Consider the following 12,982-nt stretch of genomic DNA (forward strand, 5'->3'; position numbering starts at 1 on the left):
GCCCCCTCACTGGAAGTCCCAGCCCATCATATTGCCCACAACCTCGGAGAGCTGGCCGGGCGCCAGCCAGTCCGGGGTCAGGCGCGACACGTCGATGATTGGCTTGGCGGAAACCACACCAAGGATTGCCGACACAACCGTGAGCGTCCCGCCCGTCACAATCACGAAGCGCAGCGTCGAATAGCGGGCGCTTTCGTCAAAGAGCTTGAGTATCAACAGGCCCGACAGGATGTGGATCATCACCATCATTCCCACGAGCGCAAGCTTGAGCGCGAACCAGGGCTCGAACGTCGAGCGCAGGAAGATCAGGCCCGTCCCGCTGCCCACGGCGACGAATGCCGCTGGCGAGAGGATGACAACGTAAAAAAAACGCACCATGGCGTGCAGCCGGTTCAGGGCATCGGGATGTGCCACGTCCTTGCGCTGCGCAAACAGAAACGGCAGGCACACCAGACCCGCCGCCCAGACCGAAATCGTTGCGATGTGGACGAACTTTAGAAATGTCGTCATCGGGACAGGCCTTGCCGCCGGTGCGAGGGCACGGCATTCGTCAGACGCAGTACCAACCATAGGCCCGCCAGGAGATAGGGTGCCATCGCCGGTACCCACATCAGCAGGCCGGCCAGTTGCTGATCTGCCAACGCCGACAGCCCAAACGGCGCCGTAGTCGCTAGGTGGGGGGCGTAAACCGGGTAGGGGGCGAACACGAGGAGCCCACCCAGCAACCCCATCTGGGCGATGAATGCGACGAGGGCGATCAGTGCTGCACCCGTCCGGGCCAGCGGCGAAAGCACTTCGCGCCACAAGAGCCAGGATGTTGTCAGGAGAGAAAGCTGCATCAGCCAGTACGGCCCGGCGCGCACGGTCGCCCATTCATAGGCGCTGGGGGCGTGCCATAACCAAACGGTCAGTGCATTGAGCAGTGTGAGTGCCGACAGCGGCAGCAGCGGACCACTGCGCCAGGGCAGGGCAATTGCAGCAAGCGGCGCGATGATGCCGATCAGAATGACATGGTGAGCGACGCGGGCTGAAAACAGTGCCGTCGTCAAGCCGCAAAGAGGGGAGAAGAATGCTACGAAAATCAGAGCCAGAGCGGCGCCTAGTGCGCTGCGCCCAAAAGAATCCCGGCGGCCCGACACAAGCCATACGCCAAGCACTGCGACCATCAAGATCGCTGCGAATGGGTCAAACGCCCACCGCAACCAAAGGTCGTGAGGCATGGGCGGCGGCCCACAATAGGGAGTTGAAAAATCCATACAATCGGTCCCCCGTAACCGAGGCGCGCAATATGCGCCGCATGGATTTTCCAATGCCGGGGGCGAAAATTTGTTCCCGTGAATGATCCGGCCAACGGGAAGTTCGGAGCGTCCTTATGCCCGAAAGCCGGTGTAATTTTCGGCCAGCGACTGGCGCGCTATGCGCGAAGCGCTGAGATAGTCGAAATCGGCGCGCTGGATGCGACGGCCGAAATCGCCACTGTCGGGGAATGTGTGCAGGAGCTGGGTCATCCACCACGAAAAGCGTTCGGTACGCCAGGTGTTTTCCAGAATTTTTCCGGAATAGGCATCGATGCCTGCACTTGACCGTTCGCCGTAAAACTCATTGAGCGCGGTGGCGAGCTCCATGACGTCATGGATTGCCATATTTAGGCCCTTGGCGCCGGTAGGCGGCACGATGTGGGCCGCGTCTCCGGTCAGGAACAGGCGGCCAAAGCGCACCGGCTCGGCAACGAAGCTGCGCAGCGGCGCGATCGATTTTTCGATCGACGGGCCCGTTTTGAGACTTTCGGCGATATCGGGATTGAGGCGGGCGCGCAGTTCGTCCCAGAACCTGTCATCTGACCAGTTTTCCACCTTTTCGGTCGATTCCACCTGCACATAGTAGCGCGACCGGGACAGAGAGCGCATTGAGCACAGCGCGAAGCCGCGCTTGTGGTGGGCATAAATCAGTTCTTCGGCGACAGGGGGCTGGTCCACAAGCACGCCGAGCCAGCCGAAAGGATAGATTCGTTCGAAAAGAGAAATGGCTTTGTCAGGAACGCTGGCGCGCGAGACGCCATGAAAGCCGTCGCAGCCGGCAATAAAATCGCATTCGATCTGATGGCTTTGTCCGTCCTTTGTGAAGGTGACGCGCGGCGCTTCACCGTCGAAATCGTGAATCGCGACATCGCTGGCCTCATAGATCGATTTGGCGCCCGAAGCGGCCCGCGCGTCCATCAGGTCGCGGGTCACTTCGGTCTGCCCATAGACCATGACCCTGCGCCCGATTAGATCGTTGAAATCGATGCGCAGCATGTCGCCGTCGAAAGACAGTTCCACACCGTCGTGAAAAATCCCCTCGGCGTCCATGCGCTCGTTGACGCCCATCTGGCGCAGCAGGTCCACCGAGCTTTGTTCGAGTACGCCGGCCCGGATCCGCCCCAGAACGTATTCAGCGCTGCGCTGTTCGATGATCACGGCGTCGATGCCGGCCGCTTCCAGCAGCCGCCCCAGCGTCAGTCCGGCCGGGCCGGCACCGATAATTGCAACCTGAGTGCGCATGAGATTCCTCCGCAAGTGACGGCGTTGTCGCCTGATTTGGTTGCAGAGTGTGGATTGCAAGGGCAATTGCCAATGGACAGGCGCGACAAAGAGTTGGATTATAGCAACATGGAAGCCATTCCGACCTACGCCCTTTATGGTGAAAACGAGAACAGCGGCGAGAGCTGGCTGCACTGGGAGACGATTACCTCCCGCTCGCGCCTGCATGGCTTTCGCATATCGCCCCATCGGCACGACCAGCTTTACCAGATCCTCTATCTCAGGGGCGGCGCTGCCACGGTCATGCTCGATGGCGAAACATTCGAGATTTCCCCCCCCGCGATCGTCATTGTGCCGCCACTTACGGTTCACAGCTTCGTCTTTTCCGAAGGCGTCGATGGCTTTGTCCTGACATTTTACATCCAGGATGTCCGAAACGGGCTGGCAGACATCGGAAATGCCATGGACGGGCTGATGCGTCCGCGCATACTCAAACCGGTGGCCGGGGTACTGGGGGCTGACGAACTCGATCACACCGTCGAGCGGCTGATCGCCGAAGCCGACCGGAGCGCGCCGGGGCAGGTTGCGGCGCTCAGGGCGCGTTTGAGCCTGCTGCTCGTTGCCGCGCATCGGCTCGATCTGGCGGCCGCGCGCAGCGATGAATCAGGCAACGCGCCCGCCGACCGGCACGCTCATGCGTTTCTGGGCCTTGTCGACCGGCACTTTCGGGACACCCGCAAAGTCGGGTTCTATGCGGGCCGGCTGGGCATAACGCCGACCCACCTCAATCGGGTCTGCCGGCAGGTGCTCGGCCTTTCGGCGCTCACGATCATCGAGCGGCGCATTCTTCTCGAAGCCCGGCGCTATCTTCAGTTTTCGAATCTGAGCATCAAGGAAATCGGTATCGTTCTGGGCTATCCCGATCCCGCCTATTTCAGCCGCTTCATGTTGCGACGGCTGGGGCAGGGACCGCAGGCGATACGCGACGGCCTCAGCCGGCAAGTTCGCGGATAACGGCGCGGATCGTGTGCTCCAGAATTTCGAGCGAGGCGTTCGAGGGTGAACCCTCCCGGGTCGTCAGGCCCACGGCGCCCTGGGTTTCGGCCGTGTCGACGGGCAGAGCCGCAAGGCGTCCCGCCGCGATCTCGCGGATCACCACACCTTCGGAAATCACCCACACGGCGTCCGTCTCGGCCACAAAGACGTGCCCGAAGGAATCCGAGACCGTTTCGATCGCGTGGGGCAGTTCGGCCATGCCGTGGGCAAGAAGATATCGGTCGACATAGGGGCGGATGACCGACCCCGCAGGCGGCATCAGGATGGTATAATCGCGGATCCGCTCGAAATCGAACTGATCGCGCGCAAGAAGCGGGTGCCCGGAGCGGACCACAAACCGCACCTGCTCGGAATAAAGGTACTCGAACGTCAGGCCGGCCATCTGCTCGGGCGCCGCGAGCCGCCCCACGACCAGATCGAGCGTTCCGGTGCGCAACTGGCCGAGCAGGACATGGTTTTCCCCGGTCACGATCTTGACCGGGCTGTCTGTGCCCTCTGCCAGAAAGCGCTCCATCACCTTGGGCATTATGCGCGCCGAAACCGTAGGCAGCGCCCCGATGCGGACCGGCGGCCCGGCATCGACCCGGCTCAGGCTGTCAATTCCGGTCTGCAGAGCGGCCACGGATGCCCCCGCATGGCGCAAGAACACCTCGCCATAGCGCGTGACCCTGAGCCCGCGCCCGTCCTTTTCAAACAGCTTCTTGTCGAGAATCTCCTCGAGTTCGCGGATGGTTTTGGTCACCGCCGGCTGGCTGACGGCGAGCACCTGTGCCGCGCGCCCAACGGAATTCTGGCGCACCACTTCAATGAAGGTGCGCAAATGGCGGAAGCGGACACGACTGTCGATCATCTGATAACCCATAAACTGCAGGTTATCTGTATCGCCGATAGTTTCATTTTACAAAACCAATTACGCGCTCCAATCTGACTTGTCGGAGGAACCTCATGGACTGCATCAAAGTCGGCGACATTGTCCTGCACTATCGCGCGCGCGCCGCCGCAAATGGCGCCGCCACGATCGTGTTCATAAATTCCCTTGGCACCGACTTCCGCATCTGGGACGCCGTGATTGCCGCGCTGGATGCCGATCTGGGCGTTGTCGTTTACGACAAGCGCGGCCACGGGCTCTCGTCATTGGGTCAAACCCCCTATTCGGTCGCCGATCACTCGGGCGATCTTGCGGGCCTTCTCGACGCTCTGGCGATATCGAAAGCCGTTATCTGCGGGCTTTCGGTCGGTGGTCAGGTCGCCCAGCAGCTCTATTTCGAGCGGCCCGACCTGGTTTCCAGGCTCGTCCTTTGCGACACAGCCGCGAAAATCGGCGAGCCCGATTTCTGGAACCAGCGCATCGAGACCATCGCCCGCGACGGGCTGGCGTCGGTCACCGATGGCATCATGGAGCGCTGGTTCAGCAAGCGCTTCCGAACCTCGGGCGATCCGCTTTTTTCCGTCTCCCGCTCCATGTTCGAGCGGCAGCCTGTCGAGGGGTATCTGGCAACCTGCGCCGCCATTGCCGGTTTCGACAGGCGCGCGGACACGGCCGCCATTTCGGTCCCGACCACAGTCCTTGTGGGCTCGGAGGACGGCGCGACGCCGCCCGATCTCGTGCGCGGCTTTGCCGATGCCATTCCCGACAGCGATTTTCAGATCATGGACGGGGCAGGACATCTGCCCTGCATCGAAACACCCCAACCGGTGGCGGCAGCCATTGGCGCGCTGGTTGCACGGATTGCACAAAAGGAGCATGCGCAATGACGCAGCACGAGGGCCCCACGGCCCGCCACAATCAGGGCATGGCGACGCGCCGCAGCGTGCTCGGCGCATCCTATGTCGATAAGCGGGTAGCCGCGACCACCGAGTTCGAGCGCCCGTTTCAGGACCTCATCACAGAGGCTGCCTGGGGCCATGTCTGGTCGCGTGACAACTGGGACAAGCGCCAGCGCTCGATTGTCACCATCGCCCTTCTGGCCGCCCTCGGGCACTATGAGGAAATGGTGATGCATATCGAGGCGACCGTGCGCACCGGCGCGACCGAGGACGACATCCGTGAAATCATGCTGCATGTGGCAATTTACGCGGGCGTTCCCACGGCAAACCATGCGATAAAGCTCGCCCGGCAGGCTCTCGAACGCATGAAGGAAGGCAAGAATGAATAACCGCTTGAGCAATTCGCGCGCCGAGGCAGGCGCCTTCATGGAGCGCGATCATTCCCTGCATCCCCCCGCCTTTACGCCGGGATACAAGTCTTCGGTCCTGCGGGCGCCCAAACAATCGCTGATCAGCTTTGCCAGCACGCTGAGCGAGAAAACCGGCCCCGCATTCGGCCACAACATGCTGGGTGAATACGATAACGATCTCATCATCAACTTTGCCAAGCCCGGCGAGGAAGCCATCGGCCAGCGCATCGTGGTGCATGGCCGGGTCATCGACCAGAATGCCAAGCCTGTTCCCAACGTGCTCGTCGAGTTCTGGCAGGCTAATGCCGGTGGGCGCTATCGGCACAAGCGCGAGGGCTACCGCGCGCCACTCGATCCCAATTTCGGCGGCTTCGGGCGCACGATAACCGATGATGATGGCTATTACTGGTTCCGCACCATCAAGCCCGGCCCCTATCCCTGGCCCAACGGGGTCAACGACTGGCGGCCGGCCCATATCCATTTCTCGCTGTTCGGCACCGGCTTCGCCCAGCGTCTCGTCAGCCAGATGTATTTCGAAGGCGATCCGCTCATCAAGATCTGTCCCATCGTCAACACGATCAGCGATCCCGATGCGATCGACCGGTTGGTGGCTCGGCTCGACATGAACAACACCATCCCGATGGATTCGCGTGCCTATCGGTTCGATATCGTGTTGCGTGGCCGCCGCTCGACCTTCTTTGAAAACCGCAAGGAGGGCAATTGATGTCAAAGCCGCTCGAGTACCTCAAGGAAACGTCGTCCCAAACGGCCGGCCCTTACGTTCATATCGGAATGACACCCAATTGGAGCGATATCAACGGCGTGATCCCCGAAGATCTCGGCCGCCGGGTCGTCTCGGACGGGGTCAAGGGCGAACGCATCAAGGTCACGGGCCGGGTCATCGATGGCGGTGGCAATCCGGTTGGCGACTGTGTCGTCGAAATCTGGCAGGCCGATGCCAACGGCATCTACAACAGCCCCATGGAACACCGCTCTGGCGTTGATCCCAATTTTTCGGGCTGGGGGCGTCAGGCTGCCGGAGAAAACGGCGAATTCGCGTTCGAAACAGTCAAGCCGGGCTCGGTTCCCCTTGCCGGGGGCGGGCTCATGGCGCCGCACATCACCTTCTGGATCGTGGCGCGGGGTATCAATATCGGGCTCCAGACGCGGATGTATTTTTCCGACGAGGAAGGGGCCAACCAGAAAGACCCGATTCTTGCAAAGGCCCGCATGATTGGTCGCGACAAGACGCTGATCGGTCAGCGCGACGGCAATATCGTAACCTTCGACATCTACCTTCAGGGTGAAAACGAAACGGTCTTTCTGGACATCTGATGTCTCTTTCCCCCTTCGATCATCCTTTCCTTTCCGGCCTGTTCGGTGATCCCGAACTGGCCGGGCTGCTCTCCGCTCGGGCAGAGATCGAGGCCATGGTGGCGTTCGAAATTGCTCTGGCGGCGGCACAGGCCGAATGCGGGGTCATTCCGCAGGCCGATGCGGAGGCGATCGCCGGTCTGGAAACCAAATACACAGCAGATTTCGAGGGGCTCAAATCGGGGTTGGGACGGGACGGCGTGGTCGCTCCCGAAATGGTCAAGCAGATGCGCAGCGCGCTGGGTGACCAGGCTGCCCGATCGCTGCATTTCGGGGCCACCAGTCAGGACGTGGTCGATACGAGTCTGGTTGTTCGTCTCAAGTTGATAACGGCAATTCTTGCCACCCGCATTGCTGCCGTTGAAAAGGCTCTCGCGCATCTGTCCGACCGGTTCGGCGGCCGCAAGCTCATGGCCCGGACGCGTATGCAGGATGCGCTCGAGATTACCGTTGCTGATCGGATTGCCGATTGGACTGCGCCGCTTGCCCGGCATCGTCAGCGGCTCGAAGAGATCGAAGAGCGTCTGCTTGTCGTCCAGTATGGCGGCGCCGTCGGCATTCTTGAAAAGCTCGGGGAAGATGGCCCGCGCGTTACAAGGGCTCTGGCAGAGAGACTGGGCCTCGGCTTCACCGAAAAGCCCTGGCACAACCAGCGCGACGCGATCGTCGAATTTTCCGGCTGGCTCGGCCTGGTTTCCGGCAGCCTGGGCAAGATCGGGCAGGATATTGCGATGATGGCGCAAAATGCCCCGCGCGATGTGGTTTTGACCGGGGGTGGCGGGTCGTCGGCCATGCCGCACAAATCAAATCCGGTTGCCGCCGAAGTGCTCGTCACGCTAGCTCGCTATGTGGCGGGAAGCAGCGGTACCATGGCGCAATCGCTCGTCCATGAGCAGGAGCGTTCGGGCGCTGCATGGACGCTGGAATGGCTTGTCCTGCCCCAAATGATCCTGGCCACCGGCAGCAGCCTGTTGTTGGCCATCCGCCTGCTCGATTCCGTGGATGGCATGGGGCAGGGTTGATTGTCTGCGTCTATGCCTGGCGCGTTCGGGCCCGCTCGCCTGCGCAATTTGCCCGATCAGTCCAACGTCTGGGTTTGAACGTTCCTTGAGATCGGTTATGAAGACCGCCATATAGCAGGCACGGATGATCCGGATTTGAACCGGCTCACATGTGGGAGAGTTCCGATGACTTACGGCAAGGCACCCCGGCCACCCCAGAGTCCGCCGTCCATTCTGGCACGGAAGGGTGGTGCGCCGATCGTGTGTCTCACTGCTTATACCACGCCAATCGCTCAGCTTGTCGATGACCATTGCGATCTCGTTCTGGTCGGGGACAGCGTTGGCATGGTTATGCACGGCCTGCCCAACACCCTCGGGGTCGATCTCGCCATGATGGTGATGCACGGCAAAGCGGTTCGCCGCGGCCTGAAATCGGCTCTCATGGTCGTCGATCTGCCGTTCGGGACATATGAGGAAAGCCCCGAACAGGCGTTTCGCAATGCTGCAACGCTGATGCGCGAAACCGGGTGTGACGCCGTCAAGCTCGAGGGCGGCGTCCATATGGCGGAAACCATTGCGTTTCTGACGCGCCGTTCGATTCCGGTCATGGCTCATATTGGTCTGACGCCGCAGGCGGTCCACACCATTGGTGGCTACAAGGTTCAGGGTAGGGGCGCCGATGCCCATGCCATTCTGCGCGATGCGCAAGCCGTTTCCGAAGCTGGCGCCTTCGCTGTGGTTGTCGAAAAAGTGCCCGATATCCTGGCGCGGCGCATAACGTCGGACATCGATATTCCGACCATCGGGATCGGTGCATCGGCGGCTTGCGATGGGCAGATACTGGTCATTGATGACATGCTGGGCATGTTCGCCGAGTTCAAGCCCAAATTCGTAAAGCGCTACGCGCAACTGGCCGACGATGCCGAAAGGGCCGTAGCGGCTTATGCCGACGATGTGCGTGCACGCCGTTTTCCAGCCGCCGAACATGTGTTCGGTGACGTGCCCGCCAGCGTCCCGGATGCTGGATGAGCATGCTGGTCGTTCGCAGCGTCACAGAGGTTCGGGCGCAAATTGCGCAATGGCGCCGGACCGGGGACAACATTGCGGTGGTGCCCACAATGGGTGCCTTGCATGAAGGGCATTTGTCGCTCGTCCGGTCCGCCAAGGGCAGGGCGAAGCGCGTTATCGTCACGCTTTTTGTCAATCCCACCCAATTTAACAATGCCGAGGACCTCGCCAAATATCCGCGTGATGAAGCCTCGGACATCGCTCGGCTCGATGCCGAGCATGTCGATATGCTGTTCGCGCCCGATGTCGCGGAAATGTACCCGGAGGGCTTTGCCACCAAGGTTTCGGTTTCCCGGTTGAGCGAAGGTCTTTGCGGCGCGCACCGCCCCGGACATTTTGACGGCGTTGCGACGGTGGTCACCAAGCTGTTGCTTCAGACACAGGCTGATTCCGCATTTTTCGGCGAGAAGGACTATCAGCAACTCAGCGTCATTCGCCGCCTTGCGCGCGATCTCGATATTCCGGTCGAAATCGTCGGCGTGCCCACCGTCCGTGAGGCGGACGGCTTGGCCATGTCGTCGCGCAATGTCAGGTTGAGCGAAACGGCCCGCAAACAGGCACCGGCCATGGCCGAGGCGTTAAGGGCTGCAGGCGCAGCCATTGAAGCGGGTCAGCCGGTTTCGTCCGCCACAGACACCGCTAAGACGACGCTTTTGACGGCGGGTTATTCCCAAGTCGAATATCTCGAACTGCGCGATGCCGAAACACTTGAGCCGATTTCCAAACTCGATCGTCCCGCCCGGCTGCTCGCTGCCGGCTGGCTTGATGGTGTGCGTCTGATCGACAACATTGCCGTCTTGCCAGCACACTGAGCCGCCTATTGCGCGGCACCGGCCTCGCTCTGGGTTATCAGGGGCAGGGTGATCCGGAAACAGGCGCCCTCCTCGCGGGTGGAAACCAGTTCGAGCACACCGTCCATCCTTGAGATGATTTCCCGGCTGATCGGTAGCCCCAGGCCCGCACCGGCATATGGCCCCGTTTCGCCCAGCCGCCCGCGATAGAACTTGTCGAAGATTCGCGGCTGTTCTTCCTGGGCGATCCCGATGCCGTTGTCCTCGACTTCGATGATATAGGCGCCCCTCTTGAGCCTCGAGCGCACTTCGACAACCGGAGCGATGGCTCCATTGTATTTTATTGCATTGGAAATGAGGTTGATGAGCACCTGGCTCAGGCGGTCGGGATCGGATCGCACGTAGGCGGCCGAGGCCCTGGTTCCGATCTTGACCTGCGTATTGCTCTGGCGCGCCAGTGCATCGCAGACCCGAAGCGCCTGATCGAGCGATTCTTCCGCATCAATGGGGCGGTTCTCCCAGGCGCGCTCACCGCGTTCCAGCGCTGAAAGATCGAGAATCTCATCGAGCAGGGAGGTCAGGCGCAGGCTTTCCTTGTGGATGGTCGACACGAATTTGGCCCTGGAGGCGTCGTCGAGTTCCTCGTCGTCGAGCAGGATTTCGGAAAAGGCCCGGATCGCGGTCATCGGCGTGCGCACCTCGTGGCTCACCTGGCTGAGAAATTCATCCTTCTGCAGGTCCACCTTACGCAACTGCCGGTTGGCTTCCTCGAGCTTTTCTGCGGTTGCCCGCAACTGGGTGGAGGTCCTTTCCAACTCCTGGGAATATTCGATGGCCTGCTGGGTTTCGTCCGCCATCTGCATGACTTCCTCGAGCGAGATCGAGTCGCCCGAAACCACTTTGGACAGCATGACGTGGGCCGAAGCCGCGCCGATCGATCCTGCCATCTCTCTTTCCAGCCGCCGGATGAACGATGAACTCGGTTCCAGGGTCGTCCACGGCATTCGCGCCTGCTTGGCTTCTTCGGAAAACAGCGCCACGGCGCGCTCGTGACCCAAAACGCGACGCGCGACCAGAAACAGGTCATCTGCGGTCGCAGATCCACGGATCGGGCTTGCCTCGTTGCTGGTGCGCCGGAAGACGTTGAGGAACAAAGCGGCCTGCACGTGTTCGAGAGCCGACTGGTTGGTCATCAGTGAGCCGAGGATCAAGACAGTGGTGTTGAGGAACAGACTCCAGAACACGGCATGTGTGAGCGGATCGAGATCGTCAAAACCGAACAGGCCTTGTGGGCGTAGCCAGTCAATCCCCCAGGGTCCATTGGTCATGACCGAGGCGACAAGTGGACTTGAGGAGGCAAAAGAGGGCATGAAACTCGACCACAACCAGACCACAAACCCTACGGAAATTGCGCAGATAGCAGCTTTTGTTGAAGCATCACGCCAGAAAAGGCTCGCAAGTATTGCCGGCAGGAATTGCGCGACACCGGTAAATGAGATCAATCCAATCGGCGCCAGCGCATCCGACCCACGGGTCAGATAGAAATAAGCAAATCCCAGCAACAGGATAAGCATGATCGAAAGGCGCCGGGCGTTGAGGATCAACCGCCTCACGCCCTGTCCATCCCCGATCCCGTCACCCGACGTCAGCCGCAGCATGATCGGCACGACAATATGATTGGACACCATTATAGAAAGTGCAATGGATTCAAGGATGATCATCGACGTCGCCGATGAAAATCCGCCAATGAACGCAAACAGCGCCAGCGCATCCTGACCCTGCGCCAAAGGCAGCGTGAGCACGAACATGTCAGGGTTCGACCCCACCGGCATAAAAGTGAGCCCGAACAAGGCGATAGGCAGGGTGAAAAGGCTCATAGCGAGCATGTAGGCGGGAAAGGCCCAACTCGCCGTGCGCAGGTGTTTTTCGTCCGAATTTTCGACCACGGTGACCTGAAATTGCCGCGGCAGGCATATGATCGCCGCAGCGGCCAGAACCATCATGGAAATCCAGCGGTCGCCAAAGGTATCGCCGGCATGAATGTTCAGCCCGGCCGTCTCGGCATCGGCAAAGATAGCGTCCATGCCACCGCCGACATAGACAACGAAAATGCCGACGGCGAGCAGTGCCGTGAGCTTGACAACAGCCTCGAAGGCAATCGCGGCCACAACACCGTGGTGCTGCTCCTTGGCATCCACGTTGCGGGTGCCGAACAGGATTGTGAACACGGCCATGCCCGCGGCTACGCCAAACGCCAGCCCGACCTCGTCCCAACCTGCCAGGCTGCCGCGCCCGAATTCGGAAGAGCCTGCAATGGCTTCGATAGAGGAGGTTATGGCCTTTAGCTGTAAGGCTATGTACGGCGCGATAGCGATCACGGCCAGCACGGTAATAAGCACGGCCAGCGTACTGGACTTTCCAAAGCGGGACGAAAGCAGATCGGCAATGGACGTGATGCGTTGGTCGTGACTGATGCGGACCAGACGCCTCAGGATGAACCACCAGCCAATGAAAACGATGGTGGGGCCAAGATAAATCGTGAGATATTCCAAGCCATTGCGCGCTGCCGTGCCGACCGCGCCATAGAAGGTCCAACTCGTGCAATAGACAGAAATCGAGAGCGTATAGACGAAGGGCGAGCGCAGAAAGCCGCCGCTTCGGCTTCGCGTGTGCCGGTCACCCAGATATGCTATGACAAACAGCAGTCCGACATAGGCCACGGCTGTGGCAATGACGAAGTCGGCCGTGAGCGTCATCGGGGTTCCTCGCCCGCCGGTTGATGCGGTTCATCGCGCGGCAGCGCGTATCCGAACCAGGCAGCGCCGATAACGAGAAACACCCAAAGACCGAAAAGGAACAGGGTTGCGACCGGTAGTCCGAAGATGATCGCTTCGAACCTGAACAACAGGATCAGCGGCGGCAGGCTGGCCATTGCACCAAACAGTGTGAAAAACAGCGATGCACCGATGATCTTACGGCGGGTCATCGCGGATCGA

The 12,982-nt window shown here is 60.7% G+C and carries 14 protein-coding genes; 8 read left to right on the plus strand and 6 right to left on the minus strand.

What is annotated here, in order from left to right; translation table 11 throughout:
- Positions 1–6 precede the first annotated feature (6 nt).
- The 3 genes from OF122_RS09100 to pobA all read right to left on the minus strand — a co-directional run bounded on the left by OF122_RS09100 (position 7) and on the right by pobA (position 2,540).
- Positions 7–510 carry a CopD family protein gene (locus OF122_RS09100; RefSeq protein ID WP_264227453.1) on the minus strand — a complete coding sequence of 168 codons (504 nt, stop codon included), beginning with the start codon at positions 508–510 and terminating at the stop codon, positions 7–9.
- Positions 507–1,220 carry a cytochrome c oxidase assembly protein gene (locus tag OF122_RS09105; protein WP_264227454.1) on the minus strand — a complete coding sequence of 238 codons (714 nt, stop codon included), beginning with the start codon at positions 1,218–1,220 and terminating at the stop codon, positions 507–509. The genes OF122_RS09100 and OF122_RS09105 overlap by 4 nt, the downstream gene beginning before the upstream one ends.
- Positions 1,221–1,370: 150 nt before the next feature.
- A complete protein-coding gene (gene pobA / locus OF122_RS09110; RefSeq protein ID WP_264227455.1) occupies positions 1,371–2,540 on the minus strand; it encodes a 4-hydroxybenzoate 3-monooxygenase in 1,170 nt (389 codons plus the stop codon).
- A gap of 108 nt (positions 2,541–2,648) precedes the next feature.
- Between pobA and OF122_RS09115 the strand changes: the two genes are divergently transcribed.
- A complete protein-coding gene (locus OF122_RS09115; protein ID WP_264227456.1) occupies positions 2,649–3,533 on the plus strand; it encodes a helix-turn-helix domain-containing protein in 885 nt (294 codons plus the stop codon).
- Here the strand turns inward: OF122_RS09115 and pcaQ are convergent.
- Entirely contained in the window at positions 3,511–4,425 is a 915-nt protein-coding gene (pcaQ, locus tag OF122_RS09120; protein ID WP_264227457.1) for a pca operon transcription factor PcaQ, read from the minus strand. The two genes, OF122_RS09115 and pcaQ, sit on opposite strands and share 23 nt — an antisense overlap.
- A 95-nt stretch (positions 4,426–4,520) precedes the next feature.
- Here pcaQ and pcaD point away from each other — a divergent pair, with 95 nt between their 5' ends.
- The 7 genes from pcaD (at position 4,521) to panC (ending at position 10,007) form a co-directional block, all read left to right on the plus strand.
- The gene (pcaD, locus tag OF122_RS09125) at positions 4,521–5,330 is read left to right on the plus strand and encodes a 3-oxoadipate enol-lactonase (protein WP_264227458.1); all 810 of its coding nucleotides are present in this window, start codon (positions 4,521–4,523) and stop codon (positions 5,328–5,330) included.
- On the plus strand, positions 5,327–5,731 hold the full coding sequence (gene pcaC, locus OF122_RS09130; protein WP_264227459.1) for a 4-carboxymuconolactone decarboxylase: 405 nt from the start codon (positions 5,327–5,329) through the stop codon (positions 5,729–5,731). The genes pcaD and pcaC overlap by 4 nt, the downstream gene beginning before the upstream one ends.
- Positions 5,724–6,476 carry a protocatechuate 3,4-dioxygenase subunit beta gene (pcaH, locus tag OF122_RS09135; protein ID WP_264227460.1) on the plus strand — a complete coding sequence of 251 codons (753 nt, stop codon included), beginning with the start codon at positions 5,724–5,726 and terminating at the stop codon, positions 6,474–6,476. The genes pcaC and pcaH overlap by 8 nt, the downstream gene beginning before the upstream one ends.
- Positions 6,476–7,087, plus strand: a complete 612-nt coding sequence (gene pcaG / locus OF122_RS09140; RefSeq protein ID WP_264227461.1) for a protocatechuate 3,4-dioxygenase subunit alpha — start codon at positions 6,476–6,478, stop codon at positions 7,085–7,087. The genes pcaH and pcaG overlap by 1 nt, the downstream gene beginning before the upstream one ends.
- Complete coding sequence (locus tag OF122_RS09145; protein ID WP_264227462.1) at positions 7,087–8,148, plus strand: 3-carboxy-cis,cis-muconate cycloisomerase; 1,062 nt, start codon at positions 7,087–7,089, stop codon at positions 8,146–8,148. The genes pcaG and OF122_RS09145 overlap by 1 nt, the downstream gene beginning before the upstream one ends.
- A gap of 165 nt (positions 8,149–8,313) precedes the next feature.
- Entirely contained in the window at positions 8,314–9,156 is an 843-nt protein-coding gene (gene panB, locus OF122_RS09150) for a 3-methyl-2-oxobutanoate hydroxymethyltransferase (protein WP_264227463.1), read from the plus strand.
- The gene (gene panC / locus OF122_RS09155; RefSeq protein WP_264227464.1) at positions 9,153–10,007 is read left to right on the plus strand and encodes a pantoate--beta-alanine ligase; all 855 of its coding nucleotides are present in this window, start codon (positions 9,153–9,155) and stop codon (positions 10,005–10,007) included. Before panB ends, panC begins: the two co-directional genes overlap by 4 nt.
- A gap of 5 nt (positions 10,008–10,012) precedes the next feature.
- Here panC and OF122_RS09160 read toward each other — a convergent pair whose 3' ends face one another.
- Positions 10,013–12,742, minus strand: a complete 2,730-nt coding sequence (locus OF122_RS09160) for a sensor histidine kinase (protein ID WP_264227465.1) — start codon at positions 12,740–12,742, stop codon at positions 10,013–10,015.
- A complete protein-coding gene (locus tag OF122_RS09165) occupies positions 12,739–12,972 on the minus strand; it encodes a hypothetical protein (RefSeq protein ID WP_264227466.1) in 234 nt (77 codons plus the stop codon). Before OF122_RS09165 ends, OF122_RS09160 begins: the two co-directional genes overlap by 4 nt.
- Positions 12,973–12,982 lie beyond the last annotated feature (10 nt).

Source organism: Pelagibacterium flavum, assembly GCF_025854335.1.
GTDB lineage: Bacteria > Pseudomonadota > Alphaproteobacteria > Rhizobiales > Devosiaceae > Pelagibacterium > Pelagibacterium flavum.